General features: G+C 37.9%; 23 protein-coding genes. 8 read left to right on the top strand and 15 right to left on the bottom strand.

What is annotated here, in order from left to right; translation table 11 throughout:
* On the bottom strand, nt 1-363 hold a 363-nt coding region (locus ACG72T_RS09105), incomplete at its 3' end, for a CvfD/Ygs/GSP13 family RNA-binding post-transcriptional regulator (protein ID WP_395265900.1).
* Nucleotides 364-441: 78 nt separating this feature from the next.
* On the opposite strand from ACG72T_RS09105, the gene ACG72T_RS09100 reads away from it, so the two are divergent.
* Nucleotides 442-1437 carry an NAD(P)/FAD-dependent oxidoreductase gene (locus tag ACG72T_RS09100; RefSeq protein ID WP_395265899.1) on the top strand — a complete coding sequence of 332 codons (996 nt, stop codon included), beginning with the start codon at nt 442-444 and terminating at the stop codon, nt 1435-1437.
* A 93-nt stretch (nt 1438-1530) separates the two neighbouring features.
* Complete coding sequence (locus ACG72T_RS09095) at nt 1531-2169, top strand: DedA family protein (RefSeq protein WP_395265909.1); 639 nt, start codon at nt 1531-1533, stop codon at nt 2167-2169.
* A gap of 9 nt (nt 2170-2178) precedes the next feature.
* On the opposite strand, the gene ACG72T_RS09090 is transcribed toward ACG72T_RS09095, so the two are convergent.
* The 6 genes from ACG72T_RS09090 to ACG72T_RS09065 are packed head-to-tail and all read right to left on the bottom strand — an operon-like array spanning nt 2179 to nt 6461.
* Entirely contained in the window at nt 2179-2781 is a 603-nt protein-coding gene (locus ACG72T_RS09090) for a TIGR01906 family membrane protein (RefSeq protein WP_395265897.1), read from the bottom strand.
* On the bottom strand, nt 2774-3550 hold the full coding sequence (locus ACG72T_RS09085) for a TIGR01457 family HAD-type hydrolase (RefSeq protein ID WP_395265896.1): 777 nt from the start codon (nt 3548-3550) through the stop codon (nt 2774-2776). The genes ACG72T_RS09090 and ACG72T_RS09085 overlap by 8 nt, the downstream gene beginning before the upstream one ends.
* A gap of 5 nt (nt 3551-3555) precedes the next feature.
* Nucleotides 3556-4125: a YutD family protein gene (locus ACG72T_RS09080; RefSeq protein ID WP_395265895.1), complete on the bottom strand. Its 570-nt coding sequence runs from the start codon at nt 4123-4125 to the stop codon at nt 3556-3558.
* A 9-nt stretch (nt 4126-4134) separates the two neighbouring features.
* Nucleotides 4135-5502: a bifunctional metallophosphatase/5'-nucleotidase gene (locus ACG72T_RS09075; protein ID WP_395265894.1), complete on the bottom strand. Its 1368-nt coding sequence runs from the start codon at nt 5500-5502 to the stop codon at nt 4135-4137.
* A gap of 6 nt (nt 5503-5508) precedes the next feature.
* A complete protein-coding gene (locus tag ACG72T_RS09070) occupies nt 5509-6120 on the bottom strand; it encodes a metallophosphoesterase (protein ID WP_395265893.1) in 612 nt (203 codons plus the stop codon).
* Nucleotides 6120-6461 carry a hypothetical protein gene (locus ACG72T_RS09065; RefSeq protein ID WP_395265892.1) on the bottom strand — a complete coding sequence of 114 codons (342 nt, stop codon included), beginning with the start codon at nt 6459-6461 and terminating at the stop codon, nt 6120-6122. The genes ACG72T_RS09070 and ACG72T_RS09065 overlap by 1 nt, the downstream gene beginning before the upstream one ends.
* A 66-nt stretch (nt 6462-6527) precedes the next feature.
* Between ACG72T_RS09065 and ACG72T_RS09060 the strand changes: the two genes are divergently transcribed.
* From ACG72T_RS09060 to ACG72T_RS09045, 4 genes are all read left to right on the top strand, one after another.
* Nucleotides 6528-7958 carry a glycerophosphodiester phosphodiesterase gene (locus tag ACG72T_RS09060; protein WP_395265891.1) on the top strand — a complete coding sequence of 477 codons (1431 nt, stop codon included), beginning with the start codon at nt 6528-6530 and terminating at the stop codon, nt 7956-7958.
* A gap of 65 nt (nt 7959-8023) precedes the next feature.
* Nucleotides 8024-9421: a dipeptidase PepV gene (gene pepV / locus ACG72T_RS09055; RefSeq protein ID WP_395265890.1), complete on the top strand. Its 1398-nt coding sequence runs from the start codon at nt 8024-8026 to the stop codon at nt 9419-9421.
* A 116-nt stretch (nt 9422-9537) separates the two neighbouring features.
* The gene (locus tag ACG72T_RS09050; RefSeq protein WP_395265889.1) at nt 9538-12276 is read left to right on the top strand and encodes a transglycosylase domain-containing protein; all 2739 of its coding nucleotides are present in this window, start codon (nt 9538-9540) and stop codon (nt 12274-12276) included.
* A 177-nt stretch (nt 12277-12453) separates the two neighbouring features.
* Complete coding sequence (locus tag ACG72T_RS09045) at nt 12454-12759, top strand: hypothetical protein (protein ID WP_395265888.1); 306 nt, start codon at nt 12454-12456, stop codon at nt 12757-12759.
* Nucleotides 12760-12814: 55 nt separating this feature from the next.
* Here ACG72T_RS09045 and ccpA read toward each other — a convergent pair whose 3' ends face one another.
* Nucleotides 12815-13816 carry a catabolite control protein A gene (ccpA, locus tag ACG72T_RS09040; RefSeq protein WP_395265887.1) on the bottom strand — a complete coding sequence of 334 codons (1002 nt, stop codon included), beginning with the start codon at nt 13814-13816 and terminating at the stop codon, nt 12815-12817.
* A gap of 172 nt (nt 13817-13988) precedes the next feature.
* Here ccpA and ACG72T_RS09035 point away from each other — a divergent pair, with 172 nt between their 5' ends.
* Nucleotides 13989-15089, top strand: coding sequence for a M24 family metallopeptidase (locus ACG72T_RS09035; RefSeq protein ID WP_395265886.1), 1101 nt, complete (start codon nt 13989-13991; stop codon nt 15087-15089).
* 482 nt (nt 15090-15571) lie between these two features.
* Here ACG72T_RS09035 and ACG72T_RS09030 read toward each other — a convergent pair whose 3' ends face one another.
* From ACG72T_RS09030 to murI, 4 genes are all read right to left on the bottom strand, one after another.
* Entirely contained in the window at nt 15572-15874 is a 303-nt protein-coding gene (locus tag ACG72T_RS09030; RefSeq protein ID WP_395265885.1) for a hypothetical protein, read from the bottom strand.
* 2 nt (nt 15875-15876) lie between these two features.
* Nucleotides 15877-16284 (bottom strand): DUF948 domain-containing protein, encoded by a 408-nt coding sequence (locus ACG72T_RS09025; RefSeq protein WP_395265884.1) that lies wholly within the window; start codon nt 16282-16284, stop codon nt 15877-15879.
* A gap of 66 nt (nt 16285-16350) precedes the next feature.
* The gene (locus tag ACG72T_RS09020) at nt 16351-16950 is read right to left on the bottom strand and encodes an XTP/dITP diphosphatase (protein ID WP_395265882.1); all 600 of its coding nucleotides are present in this window, start codon (nt 16948-16950) and stop codon (nt 16351-16353) included.
* Complete coding sequence (gene murI / locus ACG72T_RS09015; RefSeq protein ID WP_395265880.1) at nt 16947-17753, bottom strand: glutamate racemase; 807 nt, start codon at nt 17751-17753, stop codon at nt 16947-16949. The genes ACG72T_RS09020 and murI overlap by 4 nt, the downstream gene beginning before the upstream one ends.
* A gap of 133 nt (nt 17754-17886) precedes the next feature.
* Here murI and ACG72T_RS09010 point away from each other — a divergent pair, with 133 nt between their 5' ends.
* On the top strand, nt 17887-18366 hold the full coding sequence (locus tag ACG72T_RS09010; RefSeq protein WP_395265878.1) for a DUF2507 domain-containing protein: 480 nt from the start codon (nt 17887-17889) through the stop codon (nt 18364-18366).
* 113 nt (nt 18367-18479) lie between these two features.
* Here ACG72T_RS09010 and ACG72T_RS09005 read toward each other — a convergent pair whose 3' ends face one another.
* From ACG72T_RS09005 to ACG72T_RS08995, 3 genes are all read right to left on the bottom strand, one after another.
* Nucleotides 18480-20507: a hypothetical protein gene (locus ACG72T_RS09005; protein ID WP_395265877.1), complete on the bottom strand. Its 2028-nt coding sequence runs from the start codon at nt 20505-20507 to the stop codon at nt 18480-18482.
* 113 nt (nt 20508-20620) lie between these two features.
* Complete coding sequence (gene trxA, locus ACG72T_RS09000; RefSeq protein WP_395265876.1) at nt 20621-20932, bottom strand: thioredoxin; 312 nt, start codon at nt 20930-20932, stop codon at nt 20621-20623.
* A gap of 67 nt (nt 20933-20999) precedes the next feature.
* Complete coding sequence (locus ACG72T_RS08995; protein ID WP_395265875.1) at nt 21000-23354, bottom strand: endonuclease MutS2; 2355 nt, start codon at nt 23352-23354, stop codon at nt 21000-21002.
* Nucleotides 23355-23395 lie beyond the last annotated feature (41 nt).

Below are 23395 nucleotides of genomic sequence, written 5' to 3'. Positions count from 1 at the left end.
TCTTTTTTCTGAAATCCGCTCTTTAGCAGCTTTTACCCACTCGCTTTTATGGTCAGCGACTGTCTTATATCCAATATGATTCCGATAATTTGTCCAGAAATGCTTATGTAAAATAGGTCGGCCGATTTTCTCCGGTTCCAATGCTCTAACCGACAAGCTGATTTTTTGATTGTATTCATCGATTCCCATTACAATGACTTCAATCTGATCACCAACTTGATATTGCTTTTCAAGGTCTGAGACGAAGCCATGTTTTAGTTCTGAAATATGAATCAAGCCTTGATGGTCATCATCAAGCTTTACAAAAACTCCATAGGACTGAATACCAGAAATGGTACCAAGAAACTTTTCTCCAATTCGCATCAATTTTCCTCCCTTTTTGATTTTCAAGTGTGCAACAATATATCTATACTAATATAACAGAAAACGGTGACTAATTTTATGAATGACAAAACTTATGACATTTCTATTATCGGCGGTGGTCCTGCTGGGATCTTTGCAGCCTACTTTGCCGGACTACGCAATCTTAAAACGGCCTTAATTGAAAGCTTGCCTAAACTTGGTGGTCAACCAGAGACTCTCTACGCTCAAAAACATATCTACGATATCGGTGCTTTACCCAAGATCTCTGGTACTGATCTAACTCAGCAATTAACTGACCAACTAGCTTTAATGGACTCTGACCAATATCTCAATACTTCGGTTTCTTCTATAGTAAGAAAAGATGGCTTATGGGAATTAACTACTAATAAAGAGACTATCTATACCAAGGCAATTATTATTGCTATCGGTAACGGAGCTTTCAAACCTCGTAAACTAACTTTCGATTATGACCCTATTATAGAAGAAAACAATAATCTCTCATACTTCGTCAATGACATCAATGATTATAAAGATAAAGATGTATTAGTTGCTGGTGGTGGTGACTCCGCTGTTGACTGGGCCATCAATCTTTCTAAAATTGCAAAACATACATCCCTGATTCATCGTCGTAACAGATATCGTGCCATGGAATCCAGTGTTGACCAATTGGATCATTCGACAGTCGAACAATTGAATCCATATATTATCAAAGACGTACAGCTAAATCCAGAGCAACCGCAAAAAATCGACGTTACTCTCAAGATGATCAAGTCTGAAGAAATAAAAGTTGTCACGGCGGATAAATTACTCGTTAACTATGGTTTCATCTCTGATTCTAAAATTTTGAGAGATTGGAATCTAGAACTGGAAGGTCCTTTCATTAAAGTCACCTCAGAAATGGAAACCAATTTACCAGATGTCTTTGCAATAGGTGATATCGTCACTTACCCTGGCAAACTACAATTAATTGCCACAGCCTTTGCTGAAGGACCAATGGCTGTTACTAAAGCCTTAAGAAATCTCTATCCTAACAAAGATTATTTCGAACACAGTACCTCGATCTTTGAGAAATAATCCTTAATTTACTTTATTTTTAAAAATATTTTAAGTTAAGCTGGTATAATAAAGTTTAATTTGAATTCTGGAGTTGATTGATTGAGCTACATAATGGGTTTGGTTGACTTTATCTTACATATTGACCACCACATGGTTAATATCGTAAATAACTTTGGCCTTTGGACATACTTAATACTGTTTTTAATTATCTTTATTGAAACTGGAGTCGTTATCTTACCATTTCTTCCTGGTGACTCACTGATTTTTGCAGCCATGGCTTTGGCTGCTAATCCAAAGTATGGATTGATTGGTTGGTTAATGTTTTTGATTTTCCTAGCCGCGGCGGTTTTGGGAGATTCAATGAATTATGAGATTGGCGAACACTTCGGTGAATACGCGACGAGGAATAAATATCTCAGTAAGTTAATCAATAAAGAGCATTTAGATGAAGCGCATCGGTTCTTTGAAAAACACGGTGGCAAAACAATCGCCATCGGTCGTTTCATCCCCTTGATCAGAACTTTTGTTCCATTCGTAGCTGGTAGTGGAACAATGCATTATGGAATCTTCTTGAAATTCAATTTTATTGGAGCCTTCCTCTGGGTATTGATCTGTTCTGCTGCTGGTTATCTCTTCGGTGGGATTCCAGTGGTACAAGATCATTTCTCAATGATCATTATTGGAATCGTTATTGTCTCATTGATTCCAATCCTTATCACTGCTATTAAAAATCGTAAAAAAAGAGCTTAGGGAAAATCCCTAAGCTCTTTTAGTTTTAGCTTGCCAAAAGTTCCAACCTTCGAAGATGATGAAGAACAATACAAAACACTGGGTGAAAAACTCTTCTGGCAAGACATTAATGATTGGATCCTTATTCGGATCAAATAACCAATCGCTGTTTCTGAATAAGACTTCATGAAAAACAACGAAGAATTCATCAAAGTTGAGTAACATCAAAACGGCTAATACAATACCGACAATGCCGATCCACAAAAAGACTCGATTGAAATGAGCTCTAACTTTACGAAACTTGGCTACAATAATCCCTGAAATGATAAATACGCCAAAGTTCAGTAAGAAAAGCTTTTTACAATCTAAAAAGTGCAATCGACCGGCTGGCGAAGAAGCAAAATCACTCAGATGCCAATGCCAATTAAACGGATTGATCAAATAATCCATCATCTGGGCATAATTTTTCATAATCGTGCCGTACTTCATCCCGACCGCTTGCTCTAAATAGTAATGTTTAATATCAAAAGCAAATAATCCATAACTAGCAAAAATCGTAATACTGATTGCCGCCGTTAAGATAAAAAAAGCTAAAGCAATCGTATAAAAGAAATCCTTTTGCGAATTAGACATCCCATTGATCCAGACTTTCTACTTGATGTGTTGGCTTGATTGGTGCATTGTCAATGTCTTCATGCGTACTGACACCAGTATTGACCCACAGTGTATCAACACCGGCATTGATTCCACATTTAATATCAGTATTATAATTATCGCCCACAATCACGGCTTTTTTAGGATCAAAATCACAGGCTTTGACTGCAAAATCAATAATATCACGTTCAGGTTTACCGATATAATGAGCCTTTTGTTGAGTCGAAGTTTCAACCAATGAAATGACTGAACCAGCTCCTGGAACTAGACCACGTTCGTTAGGCAAGTTAGTATCAGCGTTCGTTCCAATAAAGAAGGCTCCACGTTTGATTGCTAAAGTTGCTAATTCAAATTTATGATAGGTTACGTCATAATCTAAACCGACGATCACCACATCAGGATCATACTCATTCAATTTGATACCTGTACCAAAAACAGCTTTCTTTAAACCAAATTCACCGATCACATAAGCACTGTGATTCTCGATCTCATCACCAAACATATTTTGAATATATGCAGCAGTTGCTAAAGATGGCGTCAAAATTTGTTGCGAATGGGCGGTAATCTGATGATTGTTGACCAAATTATCAGCCACTTGCTGTGGAGTCTTGGTTGTATTGTTTGTAAGGAAATAATAATCAATCCCTGCTTGGTTCAAATTGTCGATGAAAATTTTAGCTTCAGGAATCTTATCCTTACCACGATACATTGTTCCATCTAAATCAATTAAATATGTTTGATACTTCATTTATTCTATTCACCTATTTTTCTAATTTTAAAAGCTTTCTTGGTTGAACTAGTCGTTTTCTTAGTTGGCACATGCCGTTTGGAAACTTTATTGTTCTTATGCTGCTTGTTACGGACTTGTTTTGGCTTATGTTGTTCAGCCTTTTTACCGGTCGTTCTAGTCTTGAATTTATGATTGTGCGTACTATTATGGGTAACCCGATTCGTACTCTTACGATGATGACGCTTCAATGGCGCTTTCTTAACTTTTTCCAAAACAAAATAAGCGCAGCCAAAATTACAGTACTCTAACAAATAATCTTCCAGATGAGAAATACGATTATCTAAGGTACTCTCTTGTCTTTCATCTTCATAAAAACCCTTAAAACGTAATTGGTCATAGCCCCAATCGCCAACAATAAAATCATACTTTTCCAAAACATTATTGTAACGTTCTTCAATTCGTTCCTTATTAAAGCCACCGTCATGGTTTTCTACGACTCGATACTGGGTTTTATTAATAGTTATCAAATTATCATCCAGTTTGATCAGATCGACCAATTTTGTGGCTTCTTTATTGTCCTCAATTTCTTGCAAGTAATCACCTCAAATCGGATATTTTTTCTTCAAGTAATCGCCGAATACATTTCGCAAGAATTTAGGATACATAATTTCATTATCGCCCGCGATTTCAATCGAAGGAAAGTATGGTACAAACAAATAATGATCCAATAAAGCTAAAGTATATTCTCGATCTTTTTCTAATTCTTTACCATTTATGTAGACATTTCGTTTACTATCTATTTCTATGCCACGATAAACCAGTTCGCCAAATATCTTACCACGAAAACCCATCCCTTTTTGTAAATGATTACGCAAAAAGAGTCGATTCTTTTCCATTTCCATAACTAATCGCCAAACATTGTCCCCTGTCATCGTTGTTTTCAAGACATGAATAGCATGTGGCAAGACATCATGGAGATTTTTCTCAGAAATAATTCCTTTTGGCAAATCGGCTAAAAATAACCCTGAACTCAACACTGCTACGTCAGTTTGAGCAAAGTCTTGAACGGCACTTAAAGCCTCTTGAATAATGGAGTTGGAATCAAGATAATTGCTGCTTAATGTCTTGGGCAAATTGGCGACCTTCTTTTGATCCAGTAACTGTTCACCCAAATCAAATTGTTGCTTGATCCACTTTTCGTCGCTGGGCAACTGGTTCAAACTATCTGTCGCCACGGTAAAAGCTGACTTCTTAACTATTTTTTTATCGTCATCCAATTCTAGATTAATGGTCCCGATATTTTGCCCGTACTTACCGGCAGCTGCCAACAAAACACCATTATCCAGTTCTCCCTTAGGAAATAAGTGATGGGAATGGGAACCGATGATCAAATCAATTTCTGGATGCTTTTGGGCAATCAAACGATCCATTGAGACACCTAAATGCGACAATAAAATGATTACATCACAGTCTTCAACCAAACGTAACGACTTAGGCAGCATCTCTTGAATTAATCTAATATCCCAATTTAACAAAGGATAAGTCAAAATATAAGGTGCCGTTAAGCCCATCACTCCAATTTTGGTACCTTGCTTGGTGGTGAATTTCTCCACTGGCTTAGCAAAATCAGCCAAACGAGATGGATTTTCTTCATAGAGATTGTTCAGAACTACTGGAAATTGGGCGTGATCATACAAATGTTCCAACTCTTCATGACTATTGCCTAGGCCCTCATTATTTCCAATCGTTACCGCATCATAATGCAAGGGATTCATCCATTCAATATTGGCTTGACCATTGGTAGCTTCAGTCAACGGATGAGCTCGGTCAGAGGCATCACCAATGTCGAATAAATAAAACTCATCGGCTAGACTTTTTTGGCGTGACTCGTCAATAAAACGGGCCACTCTCGGAAAGTTTTCGAAATGGGAATGTAAATCGTTCGTATGCACTATTTGAATTTGTTCCATAATATCCTACTTTCTTTGCAAATTAGCCAAATCCTGTTTCTTCTTATCATACATCTCCAAAATCTCTTCGCCTCGTAATGGTGAACCCCAAGGCAAATCTTCTGACAAGTATTCTCTTTCAGGTGCATCGACACCCACATTGATATTTTCAGCAATGGGCACGCTGTAGTGATGAATATGACCATGTAAATTGATGATCTTTTCAACCTTGCCTAAAAGCATGGGATAATGCGTACAATAAAATTGATGATGATCAAACTTTAATAATGAGCCGACATCTTCAAATTCAAATCTAGGCTTGCCATCACTTAAAAGCTGATTATGTTTATCAACATATTTGAAGAGTGAACGATAGTCATGATTGCCTTTAATTAAAGTAATATGACCATTCAATTGGCGCAAAATTTCATATGTTTCTTCATCAGTTGGCGTATTCTTAGGACGCATCGAAATGTCCCCCAAATGGTAGACGCGATCATTTTCATCAACACGAGCATTCCAGGCCTCAATCATGGCTTGATTCATTTCCTCGACGTTACCAAAATGGCGTGGGGCAAAATTATTTGGCTGTAACAATTGATAATGATAAAAATGTGTATCAGCGATAAAATAATTCATTAGTTATTTGCTTCTTCCTTATTATCTGAAGTAATATGATTAGCTTTCAAAATATCATTGAAGGCATCCAAGACTTTACCAGCAGGTTTCTTATATTCAACCCATTCTTTTAAATTCATTGGTGGAACGGTATAATTTTCGTTAACGTAATCCTCGTAAATGCTGACAGCTGAAGAATGTGGAATATTAAGTTTGAGAATCCGTACTTCTTTAATCATTCCCAACTCGGCAGCCTTCTCAGCACGACCGTTCATTACGATATTGGCAAGCTCGTAATATTTGGTGCCATCGTTACGAGTTATCTGCTCAATCATATCTAAGGTTTGTTTTTCATTGTCCATTTATAAATACCTCACAATTTACTACTGTCTCTAGTATATAATATCTAAAAAATTAGGGAGTTAATTATGGTCTCAAAAAGTTTCAATCTTTTTAAAATACTACTGGCCTCGTTTATCTTTATTTTTGCCAGTGGCTTTACAGTCATCGGCCATCGTGGTGATCCAATCAATGCCCCCGAAGAAACCTTTGAAAGTTTCGATAAAGCTTTTTCTGAAGGTGCTGATTACGTGGAATTGGATATTCACGAGTCCAAAGATAACGTCTTAGTTGTCTCACATGATCGTGACTTAGAGCGGGTAACGGGAACTTCCGCAATCGTGTCCGAACATAACTTTTCTGAACTCGCTCAACTTCAACAAAAAAATGGTGAACCGATCCACAGTTTGAATCAAGTTTTTCAGCATTATAAGAATAATCCTAAAGCAAAATTTCTCATTGAAACGAAGAAAACCAAAAAGGGTAATCCTCAAAATATGGAGGAATTACTCAAACAAGTTATCGATGAAAATGGCATGCAAGATCGAGTTATGTTCCATTCCTTCTCTGTCCACAGCATGGAAAACGAAGCTAAACTGATGCCTGACATCCCAAGAATTTTCATTGCTGGTTCCACCAAACGGATCAATTTCGATATTTTGCAATATGTCACTGGCGTCAATTTATCTTCGAACATCGTCACACCAGAAATTATCAATACCATGCACTTCATGGGCAAAAAGGTCTATGTTTGGGATGAAATGAATGAAAGTCCCAAAAAATGGAATACTTTGATCAACATGCCTATTGATGGAGTGGTGACGAACTATCCCGCAACTGGTAATGAATATCGGGAATTGAAAGATCAATCTAAATCTGAGGCTTTGAATCAAAATGTTTATTATTTCAGCAGTCAAAAAGAAGTTATCTATGAGAATCCCTATCGCCTGATCAAAACTGATAAGTATGTCACTCCCCTAGGAGGATATCACATCACTAATATTATTAAGTTTAATGGCGAAAAGTACGTGCAACTAGGTGAAAATAAATTTGCCAACGCAACCGGCTTCAATTCAGAGTTTGCTCTGAAAGATCTGCGGCAATACTTTGGCTCTAAGGCAGTTTTCCGCAATCAACAGCCTGATAACTACCTTTATAGCGACCCGAATGATTCAAGTTCAATCGTCAACCGTTTGAATGTCAATCAACCACAACAAATTATTACGGTCCAAAAAATCGGTACGCAAACTTGGCTGAAATTAAAAGATGGCTGGATCAATGCTAGAAATGTTTTGATCCAATTGAATCCTGAATCATATCTCGGCAACACTTCTTTAGCCGGTTATCAAGAATTACCGACTGGCCAAAGAATCAAAAACATCGACTTGCGCCAAACTTTTGCTAACTTTAAAGTTCCGACGGATCAATCGATCAAAAATGCTGATTTAATCAAGGATGTCAACAATTTTTATATCGACTTTTCCTCGCTTCATGACACCGATTCCATAAACAAAATTTAGGTAAATTAGCCTTTAATGGCAACCTTTGGTAAAATATAAAAAAATCGTGTGGAGGTCAAAGATACATGTCTATAGATTGGGAGAAAGAAGTTTCACATCGTTCAGATGAATTGATAAATGATCTTTCAGAATTAGTAAGTATTGACAGTTCCAGAGATATTGAACACAAAACTAGTGATTTTCCACTAGGACCCGGACCAGCCAAAGCCTTACAGACGTTCTTGCATTTTGCGGACCGTGATGGCTTTGCAACCAAAAATGTCGATAATTTAGCCGGGAGAATCGAATTAGGAGATAGCGACGAAGCTATTGCAATTTTATCTCACGTCGATGTCGTTCCTGAAGGTCCAGGCTGGGACACTAACCCATTTGAACCGGTAATCAAAGACGGTAATTTTTATGCTCGTGGAGCTGCTGACGATAAAGGACCAGGTTTAGCCGCTTACTATGCTATGAAAATTATCAAAGAACTAAATTTGCCAATGAAAAAAAGTATCCAATTGATTCTTGGTACTGATGAAGAAAGCGAATGGGTCGGCATTAACCACTATATGGAAAAAGAAACTATGCCTGAAACTGGTTTCTCACCTGATGCTGAATTCCCTGCCATTAATGGCGAAAAGGGAATCGTTTCCTTTAGAGTTACTTTCGACAAACCAGTTATTAATTTGGTTAAACAATTTACAGCTGGTATTAGACCTAACATGGTTCCTCAAAATGCTGAAGCAAAACTCGATTTAAATGTCGTCTCTGCGGAAGATGTCAAAGCTAAATTGAACCAATTTCTCGACAGTCATCCCGAAATCAAAGGAAGCGTCGAAATTAACGACGACGTTGCCACGCTTAAAATCATTGGTAAAGGTGCTCATGCGATGGAACCATTCAATGGTATCAATGCAGCTACCTATTTAGCCAAATTGCTGACTGAATTTGACTTAAATGACAGCGAACAGACTTACTTTGGATTCATTGCTGACAGATTACACTTAGACTTTGCGGGTAAAAATCTTGGTATTGCCAACAAAGATGAAGTTATGGGTGAATTAACAGTTTCTCCTAATATTTATGAATACGACGCTCAAAAAGCCAGCTTGCTCTTAAACATTCGCTATCCTAAGGGTGATACTGGCGAAACATTGACTGAAAAAATCAATCAAGCTTTGCCAAATAATATTTCCGCAGCCATTGAAGGTCACAATCAGCTACCTCACTTTGTTGCTAGTGATGATCCATTAGTACAAGCCTTAGTAGGTGCCTATCGAGACCACACTGATGACCAAACCGAACCATTTACTGTCGGTGGCGGAACTTATGGACGAATTTTGAAACATGGTATTGCCTACGGTGCAATGTTCCCTGGCGATGAAAATGTCATGCACCAACCTAATGAATATATAAATATCGATAAGCTATTAAAATCAACTGCTATCTACGCAGACGCCATTTACCGCTTAGTTAAGTAAATACTTGAAAGTTCTGTAGAGGTTCTTTTCTACAGAACTTTTTTTGTTTTTACACTTCTAAATCGATTTTATTATATAATTACGGTATGTAACTTTTTAAGGGAGCTTATTTAAAAGTGAAAAATTTATGGAATAGCATTGTCAACAGCTTTAAAAGTATCCATAGCTGGTCGGACTTTGCTAAGAGAGCTAATCTAACTATTGAAGTTATCAGAAGAATCATTCTTTATTCACTTGCGGGACTTTTGATTCTTGTGAGTTTATCAATCGGTTTAGGTTTAGGTTACGTGTCTGCTTTGACTTCCCAAGTAGCTGTACCTACTAAACATGAAATGAAGACTGAACTTCAAGATGTTAATAATTCAGCTACTTTATATTTTGCTGATGGTCAAAAAATTGAAAATCTTCAAAAAGACTTAGAGGGTAAGAAAATTTCTCTTTCTCAAATGTCACCATATTTGACAAAAGCAATTATCTCCACTGAAGATAGTGACTTTTATCGTCATAAAGGTGTCGTTCCTAAGTCAATTTTTAGAGCGGTTATTTCTGACGTTACCGGTATTGGGGCGCAAACTGGTGGCTCAACCTTGACTCAGCAAACTGTTAAAATGCAGATGCTTTCGTCTGAAACTACATGGAAACGTAAGGCTGTCGAAATTTTTCTAGCCATGCGTGTCGATAAATACTTTAGTAAAAAAGAGATCCTCGAAGACTATTTGAATGCAGCCACTTTTGGGCGTAATAATAAGGGACAAAATATCCAAGGGGTCCAAGCGGCAGCACAAGGATTATTTGGCAAAAATGCTAGTGATTTAAATATTGCTGAATCAGCTTTTATCGCCGGCTTACCACAAAGTCCTTCGATATATACCCCATATGACTATTCTCAAGATGGTTCTAAGGGTAAGTTCAAAGATGATATCAGTCTAGGACTCAAACGTAAAAATGTCGTTTTGTATCGGATGTATCGTGACAATCAAATTACAGAAGCACAATACAATCAGGCCCGCAAATTTGATCTCAAGAGCGATTTTCTCAAGCCTGCATCAGCAAGCACAAAGGAAATCAAATACGGTTATGTTTATAACTTATTGACTCAACAAGCTCGAACAATTTTGATCAAGCGTTTAGTTAAAAACGATGGTCTCAAGTATAGTGATATTAAAAAAGATAAGAATCTTTATGAAAAGTACTATACTCAAGCCGATACTGAATTGCACAACAAGAACTATCAGATTCACAGTACGATCGACAAAGATATGTACATTGCTATGAATCAACAAGTTCAACAATTTAAGGGTAATCTTGGAACAAGCCATACTGACGATGCAACCGATCCTACGACTGGTAAACCAATCAAGGTCGCTGAACCAGTACAAAATGGTTCGGTGCTGCTCGATAATAAGACTGGACAGGTAATTGCTTTCGTCGGTGGTGTTAACTTCAAGAAATCGCAATTGAACCATGCTTTTGATACTCAAAGATCACCTGGTTCATCAATCAAGCCACTGATCACCTTTGCTCCAGCAATTGAAAATGGATTAATTGGAACCCAAACGATGCTCGCCGATTTCAAGACGAAATATAAAGGCTACTCTCCAACTGACTATGGCGAAACGATTCAAAACCGCTTTGTTTCAGCTCGAGAGACTTTGGAAGAATCTTACAATATTCCATCGGTTAACCTTTATAACTACATCAGACAACACGGTGTCAGCTCGAAAAAATACATGTCGAAGATGGGCATTAACTTAACCGACAAAGAATACAGTCAACTAGGTATTACTTTGGGTGGTACTGCCAATGGTGTGACAGTCTTACAACAAGCTAGTGCTTTCTCAACTTTCGCTAATAAGGGTGTGCATGTCGACCCTTACGTGATCACAGATGTTACTGCACCTTCTGGTGAAAAGATCTATCAACACAAAGGTAAAAAGACCAAGGTCTTCACCAAAGAAACTTCATATATCATTAAAAATATGCTTCACGGCGTTGTTACTAAAGGTACTGCTTCAGCATTATCATATGAGGCTAACTTCAGTACGAAGAACCTCTTTGGTAAGACTGGTACTTCAAATGATTACCGTGATAACTGGTTCATTGGTAGTACTCAAGGTGTCACTTTAGCTTCATGGATCGGTTACGATAATTTCTACGGAAATAATTACAATCTAAGTAGTAATTCAACCGATATTAACCAAGAGTTGTGGGCGAATATGGCTAATGCAATGTATCAAGAAAATAAGAGCTACTTTGACACTGGTTCAACTTTCCAAAAACCTAGTGGTGTTAGTTCTTATAAAGTTGATAAGGAAACTGGTACTTACACTGGCTCGATTGGCTATAACGGTATTACAACCAAGGTCAACCAACATACAGCAAATTCGCTTTACTACAAAGGTTCACCAAAATCGATGTCTTACAGCGACTTTGCTATCGGTGGTAAAGAAAAGAACTACAAGCTATTCTGGGACAACTACTTTGGACGCGATAATGGCTACGCCGTTGTTAAACAAGTTGGTTCGAGTGACAAGTCCGCTGAAGAATTGGCGAACGAAAATGGTAGTGGACGGACTTCTGGCTTTAGTAACAGTACTAACAGCAACGATTCTGCCCAAGTTACAACTAACCGCAATAGCTCGACAGAGACTTCTCAGAATAATTCCACGACTACGAATGGAACCACCGAAACCGGAACCGGATCAGGTACAGGTTCTAGTTCAGGAAACGAAACAACAGGCTCCACTTCAACTGGTAATTCTGGAACAACTTCAACTGATAATTCCAATGCTTCCACCGGCGATACAGTCATAGGCAATGCCGAAACTGGTAATACGCCAAGCGTTGGTGAATAGATAATTATTGATTTATCGTATTTAACCAAATGCTCCCCGATTCTTAATTGAACCGGAGAGCATTTTTTATTTCACAAAAGTCATTTTCAAATAACAAATTGATTAGATTACTTTTTCAATTAGCATCTTGTGCTAAAATAAAAATATTACTTTGAATCATGAGGAGATAAATCAGGCATGTATTTCAGTCCAAGTTTTCTACAAAATACCCTCTACATCGTGGCAGTAATTTTAGTTGCTTTCATTGGTGTAGTGATCGGTTATAAATTAAAGCACAACATTAAGTTATGGGACAAGAGCATGACCTTAGCTACGATTGTTTTGCTAAATACCCTCTACTCGATTCTTGGCGGTTTCGTTGACCTACCATACGAATTAAGCTCAGTTATCACAGGTGGACTTTCACTAGTAGCTTTCGGCTATATTGTGGTAATCATTTGGGACTTGCACAAGCAAAAAAGTGCTGACAAAAAGAGGACCTAATTTAAATTAGATCCTCTTTTATATTAATTGATCAAAAATTTGTCAAAAACTCTAGTTATTTTGTTGAACCACGTTTGACAATGCTATATGGCAATTTAATAGTATTTTCATCGATTTGTTCTTGATTCATCATCTTTGTAAGCAGACGCATAGAAACGGCACCGATATCATAAAGTGGTTCCTCGATTGAACTCATCTTTGGACGTGTGACTTCACAAAGAACTGTATCGTTACTTGTGATAAGTTCGAAGTCATCAGGGATCTTAACTCCAGCTTTAATAGCTGAGTTCAAAATACCTGCTGCCAACAAGTCATCAGTGACATAAGCTGCTGTAACACCACTACTTTGAATGGCATCCCAAATTGATTCACCTGCTCTGACAGAATATTCTGCTTCAAAGACCAAGTTAGAAGAGAAATTCAAACGAGCTTTCTTCAAAGCCTTCTTGTAGCCATCTAATCTGTATTTACCATCGATAGGATTTTCAAGGCTACCACCGACAAAGGCGATCTTCTTGTGACCATTTTGAGCCAACTGACCAACAACACTAGCTACGGCATCAGTAAAATCAATGTTTACACTAGCACTTTCATTGTTTTTGTCGACTGAACCGGCTAAAACGATTGGTGTCTTTGAGTTAGCAAGGATACGTTTCAATTTCTTAGACAATTGTTTGCCCATGTAAATCAAACCGTCAACTTGTTTTGATAACAAATTATTCAAGATTTGTTCTTCATCACCAACAGATTCTTGTAAACTAGTTAAGATAATATTGTACTTGTACATGGAAGCAACATCGTCAATACCCTTAGCTAAAGATGCATAATATAGATTAGTGATATCAGGTAAAATTACACCAATAGTTGTACTCTTCTTACTTGCTAAACCACGAGCAACCGCATTAGGACGATAATTTAAACGATCAATAACTTCCAAAACACGTTTTCTTGTTTCTTCCTTTACATTGGCGTTGCCGTTCACAACACGTGAGATAGTTGCCATTGAAACATTAGCAGCTTCAGCTACGTCATAGATTGTAATCACTTTTTTGTCCATTAATATTCACTCTCTCAAACAATATTTTCATTAATTATCTCTAATTTAGCAAACATCTTTACATTTTGCAAGCGGTTTCTACTTTATTGGGGTATGTTTTCATATTTTTTCAAAAAGAAAATCATTTTCAGTGATATACTACAGATAAATCTTTACGTAAAGGAGAATTTTCATGAAGAAACAACTCATCGCACTACAAGAATATTTGGCGCAAAATAATCTCGATGCAGCCTATATCTCTAATCCAACTGATATCAATTATTTTACCGGGTTCTATAGCGACCCTGTGGAAAGAATTCTTGCCCTTCTAGTTTTCCCAAACAAAGATCCATTTATGTTTGCCCCTCAACTAGAGGTTGAAGCAGCCAAAGAAGCTGGCTGGGACAAAGACGTTTTCGGTTATCTCGATCACGAAGATCCATTTGCATTAATGGCAGGTCATATTAAAGACGTGGCCGGTTCTCCAATCAACTGGGGAATTGAAAAAGACGACATGTCAGTTCAAAAGCTCGAAGCTTTGACTAACCAATTCCCAGACGCAAAATTCCCAGTGAACCTCTCACGCTACATGGAAAATGCCAAGCTAATTAAAACTCCTGAAGAAATTGCTGAATTAAAAGCTGCCGGTGAAGAAGCAGACTATGCCTTTTCAGTAGCCTTTAATGCAATCAAAGAAGGACGTACTGAACAAGAAATCGTCGCTGAAATTGAATATGCGATGATGAAAAAAGGCGTTATGCACATGAGCTTCGACACCATCGTCCAAGCAGGTGCCAATGCGGCTAACCCACATGGTGGACCAGAAAAGAATCCTATCAAGAAAGACGAATTGATCTTATTCGACCTGGGAACCGTTCATAATGGTTATATCAGTGACGCTTCCAGAACCGTAGCTTTTGGACAACCAAATGAAAAAGCCCTCGATATCTACAAGGTCGACTTAGAAGCCCAATATGCAGCAATGGACGCTGCTAAACCAGGCATCACCGCCGCAGAGCTAGACAAAGTAGCCAGAGACATCATCAGCAAAGCCGGTTATGGCGAATACTTCATTCACCGTTTAGGACACGGAATGGGAACTTCAGAACACGAATTCCCATCAATCATGGAAGGCAATGACATGGTCTTAAAACCAGGCATGTGCTTCTCAATCGAACCAGGAATCTATATTCCAAACGAAGCCGGAGTAAGAATCGAAGACTGCGTTTACATCACAGAAGACGGTTGCGAACCATTTACACATACATCAAAAGAACTGAAGTATATTAACTAGAGAGCGAAACAAGCCTGGGAATTTCTGAGGATTTACCTAGACCTATGAATTGCACGCGTTTTTTGCGTGTGATTTATAAGTCGTAGTAAACCGCAAGAAATTGGCTTGTGTAGCTCATTTCAATAGAGAGCGGAGGCCGACGTTCTGATTTCGAGCATTTGCCTAGCATCACGAATTATCCACGCCCTTTGTGGATGATTTGGGATGCGTAGCAAAGCACAGAAATCTGTCGGCTGCAGCTCGTTTTCAATAGAGAGCGTAACAAGCCTGGGAATTTCCGAGCACTTGCCTAGACCTCTATGAATTTTAACTTTCTACCTGCCACAACCCAACACCGGTAATTCTCTTTCACCATTCAAAATTGAGAATCCTTAAGTTGTGGCAGATAAAGCATCAACCATTCACAAAAATACAAAGCATATGAAAAGGCCACAACTGATTAATCAGTCGTGACCTTTTTAGTTTGATTATCATAATTAAGACTAAGCTTTAGGATCAATTGTTGAATCTTCATTAAGATCATCTTCGTCAAAAACTATATCTGACGTATCTTCATCAGATTTGATCTTTGACATTTGATCTTTCAACTCATCTGTTTTTTCATTAAAGGAATTTACCAGATCATTGTTGGTATTTAGTCCAACCCCACCGTTATTGAAGTCTCCACGGATGGTTTTAATATTTTCAATGATTTTTTGTCCCGATTCACTTGTCAAATACTTAGAAACAGCATAACCAGATACGCAGCCCAAGACTAGGCCCAATACGAAATTATTTTTTTTCATAATTATCTCTTCTTTCTTGGCCATATCTTAGCAGCAGTTTTGGCAACTGTGGCTAGATTACCTAGTGTCATCAGATTCTGAAAGTTAAAGCCACCGTTTGGCTTCTCTTCAGTAGCTTTAGCTGTTTTCTTACCGATATTTTCAACTGTATCAAACAATGGATTCAACTTCTCTGCCTTACTGTTAACGTCAGCAACTAATGTATTAGTCTTATCGACCAACTTAGTACTTTGATCCATGATTTGTTCTGTATTCTTAGTCAGAACATCAACCATTTTCGTTGTTTCCTTCATTGTTTCTTGCAATTCTTTTAGTAACTTAGCTGTTTGAACTAATGTCATAGCCAAGTAAACAACCAAAACTACAAAAGCGACCGCTGCAATTAAACCTGCAATTTGTCCACCAGTCATAATCTTACCCTCCTGTATTTTAATAGCACTTTCATACTAGCATTTTATCAATCTATCAGCAATAAATTACCAATTAATCCAGCTCTGCCATTCTTGCTCCAACTTTCGAATGGCATTGCCACGATGACTAATTTCATTCTTTTGATCAACTGTTAATTGCGCCAAAGTTTTCTTTAACTCAGGGACGTAGAACAATGGATCGTAGCCAAAGCCATCATCACCCTGTGGAAATTCACCGATCAAACCTTTGATCTCACCTTCGACAACTAAATCGTGGTCATTTTTAGGATTAGCAAATACCAAAGTCGATACGAACCGCGCCGTCCGCTTTTCCTTAGGTACTCCACCTAATTCGCTCAATAATTTGGCATTATTAGCAGCATCATTATGATCACCAGCATATCGAGCCGAATATATCCCTGGGCGTCCATATAAGGCGTCTACTTGCAATCCAGAGTCATCTGCAATCGTTGGCAAATTAAACCGCTCCATCACTGCATGAGCCTTAATTGTGGCATTCTCCGCAAATGTTTGACCAGTTTCTTGGATTTCAGGCATAGCGGGCAAGTCTAAGAGAGTTTTCAAAGTAAATTCTTGATCATTAAAAATACGCTTGAATTCTTTAGCCTTGCCAGGATTCTTTGTTGCAATGATTATTTCTTTCATTGTTCTCCCCCAATTGATACTAATTTGATCTCATCTATTTCAGTATTTAACCAACGTTTGGCTAACTTGGCAAACTGATCAATATTAGCTGTCGCATATAATTTTAAACTTCTTGTCGATTGATCAGCCAATAAATCGTTTTTAATTAAATAACCCTTCGTGATTTCAACTGTATTGACGGCCGGATCTACTAAGGTCATCTTAGGTAGAAATTTATTGATCTGCGATTTCAACATTGGAAAATGGGTACATCCCAAGATCAAAGTATCAAACTGACTGTCCTTGAATGGTGCCAAAGTATTCGCAATTTCTTGTTGGGACTCAGAACTGTCCGCTGAATCATTTTCTACAATGGAAACAAATTTTTGTGCTGGAACTCCTAAAACATTGACGTCTTGATTTATTTCTGCGATGGTCTGATTATAGCTCTTCGAATTGATTGTTGACTCAGTTCCAATAATTCCAATATTATCCGTTTGAGTCGTTTTAACTGCAGCGATTGAACCTGGCCGAATGACACCAATCATTGGCACTGTAAATTCTTTTCGTAAAGTCACTAAAGCATTAGCTGTTGCCGTGTTGCAACCGTAAATGATCAGCTTGACATTTTTGCTGAGCAAATACTGTACCATTTCTCTTGTATAAGATATGATTTGTTCATGACTCTTGATTCCATAAGGCATTCGAGCCTCGTCACCGATAAAAATTACATCCTCATTCGGTAGTTGACTGATTACCTCTTTGACAACGGTTAGTCCACCTAAACCGGAATCTAATACTCCAATTGGTCTTTGATCACTCATAGTGTTACCCCCTGCCTTCATTTAAGCGAAATATTTGTATTCAACGAAATTATTTATGTCTATCTTTTACATTGACTTAAAAAGCAATTATTCTAATGATATAATGAATTGTCTGAAAAAAGGAGTTATAGCAATGGCCGCAAAATCAAAAGATCTTAATAAACCAACTTTAACCGATGCTCTCAAAAAAAGCGCGGATTCTGAAGGTAGCGATACCTTAACTGAAAACTACTTTGCTGTTTCTGTGTTACGTGACTTCATTCTGCCTGACTTGCTTGACAAAGATACTGTCGAATTATTGTATTGGGCTGGCAAGAATCTCAGTCGGCAATTAATTCTTGATATGGAAAGTTTACCTGAACTATTTGCTAAAGCTGGTTTTGGCAAACTAGAAGTCATCAAGCAAACACCTAGCAGTTATACTTACAAGCTAACTGGTCCGGAAGTCGAACAACGTTTTAACACCAATAATGACGATCCAGAATTTTCATTAGAAACTGGAATTGTTTCTGAAACTGTTGAAAAAACAATCTCAGCGTACTGTTTAGGAACATATACCGTCAACAGTAAAGCTAAAAGCGTGACAATTAAAATACAAATTGATCGAAACTAAAGTATACACCAAAAAACGATCAAAGTGAGTGCGTTTATTGCTTAAAAATCATCGCTAACTACTAAAAAGTGAGTCAACAAGCCTGATCCATCAAGGTTTATTGACTCACTTTTTTATAGTTCAATTTGAACTTGTACCAAACTAAGTTGTGGTAATTCGACTGGTATCATCACTTCGTCATCATTAATATGCAGCTTAACTTGTTTTTTAATGCAATTATTGCCACTGCGGTAAATGACCGTAGCCTCTGTGGCCTCGATCGGTTCTGCAGGATGCCAAGTAATCGCATCATAGTTATCTAAAGTAAAATTAGCTACCCAAAGCAAGAGTTCAGCTTCACTTTGAGTCACGACTAGTTTAGTATTGGGCATCTTTACTAAGTAATCTATTCCGGCCATCGAATCAAGCATCTGTTGCAAAACCACTTGTTTAAAGCCGATATACTCTGCTTCCCAACCATATTTATTATCATAATCGAGTGGCAAGATCAAAATGTGGTCGTCTATCAAGCTCATAACGTTGCCTAGTACTTGATGATGTTCATTATAAGCTTGACTCCAAATTTCAACATTAGCTTTAGGATCATAGTCTAATTGCAAGAAATTGCCGATATGTTGCAACATCGAGATGCGGGGATTTTCAACATCTGCAATTGTACGATTATCAATTGCTTCATAAGTTTGGTAACCACTGCGCGCTTTATGCCACTGGGCTTTTTGAATATGTAATAGATCGGCCAATTTCCTATCGAGCAAAACTTGGACTGATTCTCCATCGAGTAAAACTTTATTATCCTGCAACAATTGTGTAATTTCTTCATTGTTCAAATTACGTAAAAACTGACCGCTAATTGCTATTATTTCATCTTTAAAACTGTCACCCGACTTAAAAGGCGTGATGGTCGTAGAAAAGCCAAAACTGCTTAATAATGCGGCCCAACTAGTTTCTCTAGGCAACAATTCAGCTATCTCTAATCCAGCTTTGGTCTGTAACGTATAAGCAGAATCTTGATCGACCAATATTTTAATTCCTCTAGTCTGGCTCATTACTAGTGACTTAGAAGTCAACTGATTTAGAAAAGTTTTACTGTCGGCTAACATTTGCGCATAGTGATAATCATCAATGACCCCATTGCCACTCATATCAAAAATATTCATTAGTATCCCTTTAGCTCCAACTAGAATACTTGTTTCAATTTGAAATTGGGTAAACCGATTTGATTTCGTAAAAGGCGAATACATATAGTTTTCCAGTTCAGGATACAGAATTGCCTTGTCACCTAAGTATGCCGCCGTTGTTCTAGTATAATCTTCAAAAACTCGAGAATACTTCAAAGGAGCAATCTCGTTATAGGCTGGTAAATGCGGTCGAGCCACCAAAGGATGATCATTGCCACTCAGCGTTTCAAACAACTTTTGCCAATCTCTGCCCTCCACAGCATGCCAATCTGGTAAAGAAGTCATTAATGCCAGATTAGTTTCAGGGGAAACTTGATGGACTGCAGCTTCAATTTGAGCCACCGTCTCAATCATTTCTTGACGGGCGACATCTAAATAAACTTTTCTTTCCAAACTAGGTTTACCTGGCTTCAGAATTGCTTTAACAAAGGCATTTCGTGAGATTTTTTTACCCAATTTTTCTTGATAAAGCTGCATATGACGCTTACAAAAACAGGCTAATTTCAAAGGACTGTGATTAAAATGACGAAAATCATCTTCTAACCACAGTTCCTTCGGCTTCAACGTCGCATACTGGGCATAACACTTGCTCAAATAATCACGCCATTTCAAATCGCCTGGGCAGCCCATCGATTGAGCCTCTTTACCATCAATGTCTACCAGTGGATCAAATCCAATCTTAGGATTGATGACCTGTCCCCGATCACTGTGCATAATGGTTGAAAAAGGATTCAAGCTGATCGTAATTCCCTCAACTTGCAATTGAGCGGCCACTTTTTGAATCGCATCTAGCCACACTTGGGTCTCTTCTTTAGTTAAATGTCCTGCATTTATTTCTTCGGCATTCATAAAGAAGGTAACATTGTCGATCATGGCGTTTTGACAAAAGTCCAATAGCTTATCGTTCTTCTTTGGCGTATTATTTTGCGGATCTAGCGTATATCGCAGTGAGTACTGAAACATATAATCCCCCCGTATGTTGAAAATTTACATATCAGTATTATATAACTAAAACGCTTTCAATCTAAAATTTATTTTTTTGGCACAAAAAAGAGCAAGCTTGCGCTTGCCCTTCGTTAATCTGAATAACTATCAAGGATCTTAGTTAATTGTGCTTTGTTATGGAAGCCAGTCAATTTCTCAACAACTTCACCGTCTTTTTTGATGACAAGTGTTGGGATAGCCATGATTCCAAACTCTTTGGGAGTATTAGGATTAGCATCAACATCCATCTTCATAAACTTAACTGAGTCATCATTCTCAGAAAGTTCCTCAATTACAGGTGATTGCATCCGACATGGACCACACCAAGTTGCCCAAAAATCAACTAAGACAACCCCATCTTTAGTTTCCTCAGCAAAATCTTTATCTGTTACTTCATCAACCATTTATCTCACTCCTTTAATTAATTAGATATTATCATTATTAATTGTTCTTTAAAAAGAATTTGCACTTTTATAAATCAACAATTGTGGCACCAGAACCACCAGAGCTTGCAGGAGCGTATCCAAATGATTTAACTCGTGGATTTCTCTGGAGATAATTTGTGACACCTTTTCTGATAACACCCGTCCCAAATCCATGGACAATCGTAACTTGATTATAACCAGCTAACAGTGCTGAATCAATATATTGATCCAATTCCGCCATAGCTTCTTCGTAACGCTTGCCCCTAAGATCCAACTTGCTCGACAGACCAGAACTCTTAGTTCTTCTAACCATAGTTGGCTTTTTCTCAGGTTCTGGTTTAGATTTTTGAACCTTTTCCAATTCATCGGCACTGAATTTCATCTTCAAAATTCCCAGTTGAACCTCATACTGATTATTTTTATCTTTGCGAACGATCGTACCAATTTGATCATAAGTCAGTGCTTTGACATCATCGCCGACCTTTAACTCTTGACGACGTTTATTGCGACGGAGAACTCGGTTCTTCTTGATTGTTTCATCTTGGTGCAAGTTCTTCAAGTTAGTTTTAGCTGAAATGATCTGATCTTCTTTGATGGCCACACCATCACGTTCCATCTTATGGAGGTTTTCGATGATCTTATCAGATTCCTTTTTCGCCTGGGCTACAATTTGATTAGCGCGCACTTTAGCAGCTTGAATCTCTGAGTCTTTAGACTTATCCAAGGCTTCGCTCTTTTGTTCAAAGTCTTGTTGGACATCTTTATTTTTTGCTAATTGAACAGTCAGTTGTTCGTTTTTCTTCTCAAACTCTTTTCGACGATTCTCTAGATCAGCAATCATATTGTTCAAATCTTGACTTTCGCCGTCCATTAAAGCCTGTCCTCGATCAACGACACTTCTATCCATCCCTAAACGAGAAGCAATATTAAAGGCATTACTTGCCCCGGGGATTCCAATCAACAGCCGATAAGTTGGCTTCAATGATTTCTCATCGAACTCCATACTAGCGTTGATAGTTTCTGGGGTATTATAAGCAAAAATCTTCAATTCTGGATAATGAGTCGTTGCCATAATGTCACATTTTGACTGAGCTAACTTTTCCAAAATTGCGATGGCAATGGCAGCACCTTCTTGCGGATCAGTTCCGGCTCCAAGTTCATCGATCAAAACCAAACTGTGTGCTGATACTTTATGAATAATATTGATGATGTTATCCATATGAGATGAAAAAGTACTCAAATTCTGTTCAATCGATTGTTCATCTCCGATATCAACGAAGACTTCATCAAAGACCGCAATCTCACTTTCTTCACGTGCGGGAATAAACAGCCCTGCTTGAGCCATCAATTGAATCAAACCGAGGGTTTTCATTGTGATAGTTTTACCACCGGTATTAGGACCTGTGATCAACATCGTCTTGTATCCATCACCCAGCTTAATATCATTAGCTACAACCCGCTGTGGGTCGATCAGAGGATGTTTAGCATGTTCCAAGTCAACTACGTGATCTTTAGAAATAATTGGCTCAGTAGCCTTTATTTCCTTGGCATATTTAGCTTTAGCATTGATCAAGTCAAATTGAGCTAAGACTTCATTATTTTTTACGATTGCGTCGATTTCTGGACGTACTAAATCAGACAAATTGTTTAAAATACGAATTTCTTCTGATTTTTCAGACAATTTAGCTTCGTGCAACTGATTGTTCAAGCCCACTACTGCTTGTGGTTCAATGTAAAAAGTTTGGCCACTGGCACTTTGGTCATGAACCACGCCGCCAAATTTAGCCTTATACTCAGCTTTAACGGGAATAACAAACCGATCATCACGTAAAGTCACTAAGGCTTCAGTCAGATACTTAGTATTTTTACCCCGAGTAAATTGGGCCATCGTCTGTCTAATCTGGTCGTTTAATTTTCCCATATGGTCACGAATATACTTCAGATCATCAGAGGCAGTATCTAAAACACGGCCTGTTTCATCCAAAGAACGAGCAATTCTGCGAGTTAATTCAGGATTGTCGATCAGACGATCATTCAATTCATATAATTGACGCAACTCGATTTGATTATCTTTTAAATCTTCAAAAAATTCTTTTAATTCACTAGTATTCTGGAGGACTTGACCAATCGCTGCCAGTTCCGTTCCATTTAAATTTCCATCTTTTTTCAAACGATTAGCTTGGTCATGTAGATCAGCTAACTTTCTCACTGGGATCTCGCCCTTAATTCGAACGATATCAGCGCCATCTTTAGTTTGATCGATCAATCTTTGAACGATTGATTCGACTGACATCGGCATTAATTTTTTTAAGAGAGTCTTCCCACGCGTTGTGATTAGATATTTGGCAATCTCAGCTTTGATCTTGTCAAACTCCAATACTTTCAAAGCTTTATTATTCATATATCTCTCCTATTACAAAATAAGACTGAAACAAATTGTCT

It is taken from the genome of Companilactobacillus sp. FL22-1 (assembly GCF_043951805.1).
Classification (GTDB): domain Bacteria; phylum Bacillota; class Bacilli; order Lactobacillales; family Lactobacillaceae; genus Companilactobacillus.
The sequence above is the reverse complement of the archived record's forward strand: the minus strand, read 5'-3'. Positions and strand labels throughout refer to the sequence as shown.

Bases quoted from the DNA above. Each gene is read 5' to 3' on its own strand.
- ACG72T_RS09045 (WP_395265888.1), top strand. From the start codon at position 12,454: ATGTATTTCAGTCCAAGTTTTCTACAAAATACCCTCTACATCGTGGCA.
- ACG72T_RS09085 (WP_395265896.1), bottom strand. From the start codon at position 3,550: ATGAAGTATCAAACATATTTAATTGATTTAGATGGAACAATGTATCGT.
- pepV (WP_395265890.1), top strand. From the start codon at position 8,024: ATGTCTATAGATTGGGAGAAAGAAGTTTCACATCGTTCAGATGAATTG.
- murI (WP_395265880.1), bottom strand. From the start codon at position 17,753: ATGAGTGATCAAAGACCAATTGGAGTATTAGATTCCGGTTTAGGTGGA.
- ACG72T_RS09090 (WP_395265897.1), bottom strand. From the start codon at position 2,781: ATGTCTAATTCGCAAAAGGATTTCTTTTATACGATTGCTTTAGCTTTT.
- ACG72T_RS09035 (WP_395265886.1), top strand. From the start codon at position 13,989: ATGAAGAAACAACTCATCGCACTACAAGAATATTTGGCGCAAAATAAT.
- ACG72T_RS09010 (WP_395265878.1), top strand. From the start codon at position 17,887: ATGGCCGCAAAATCAAAAGATCTTAATAAACCAACTTTAACCGATGCT.
- trxA (WP_395265876.1), bottom strand. From the start codon at position 20,932: ATGGTTGATGAAGTAACAGATAAAGATTTTGCTGAGGAAACTAAAGAT.
- ACG72T_RS09095 (WP_395265909.1), top strand. From the start codon at position 1,531: ATGGGTTTGGTTGACTTTATCTTACATATTGACCACCACATGGTTAAT.
- ACG72T_RS09020 (WP_395265882.1), bottom strand. From the start codon at position 16,950: ATGAAAGAAATAATCATTGCAACAAAGAATCCTGGCAAGGCTAAAGAA.
- ACG72T_RS09005 (WP_395265877.1), bottom strand. From the start codon at position 20,507: ATGTTTCAGTACTCACTGCGATATACGCTAGATCCGCAAAATAATACG.
- ACG72T_RS09060 (WP_395265891.1), top strand. From the start codon at position 6,528: ATGGTCTCAAAAAGTTTCAATCTTTTTAAAATACTACTGGCCTCGTTT.
- ACG72T_RS09070 (WP_395265893.1), bottom strand. From the start codon at position 6,120: ATGAATTATTTTATCGCTGATACACATTTTTATCATTATCAATTGTTA.
- ccpA (WP_395265887.1), bottom strand. From the start codon at position 13,816: ATGGACAAAAAAGTGATTACAATCTATGACGTAGCTGAAGCTGCTAAT.
- ACG72T_RS09075 (WP_395265894.1), bottom strand. From the start codon at position 5,502: ATGGAACAAATTCAAATAGTGCATACGAACGATTTACATTCCCATTTC.
- ACG72T_RS09100 (WP_395265899.1), top strand. From the start codon at position 442: ATGAATGACAAAACTTATGACATTTCTATTATCGGCGGTGGTCCTGCT.
- ACG72T_RS09030 (WP_395265885.1), bottom strand. From the start codon at position 15,874: ATGAAAAAAAATAATTTCGTATTGGGCCTAGTCTTGGGCTGCGTATCT.
- ACG72T_RS08995 (WP_395265875.1), bottom strand. From the start codon at position 23,354: ATGAATAATAAAGCTTTGAAAGTATTGGAGTTTGACAAGATCAAAGCT.
- ACG72T_RS09065 (WP_395265892.1), bottom strand. From the start codon at position 6,461: ATGGACAATGAAAAACAAACCTTAGATATGATTGAGCAGATAACTCGT.
- ACG72T_RS09025 (WP_395265884.1), bottom strand. From the start codon at position 16,284: ATGACTGGTGGACAAATTGCAGGTTTAATTGCAGCGGTCGCTTTTGTA.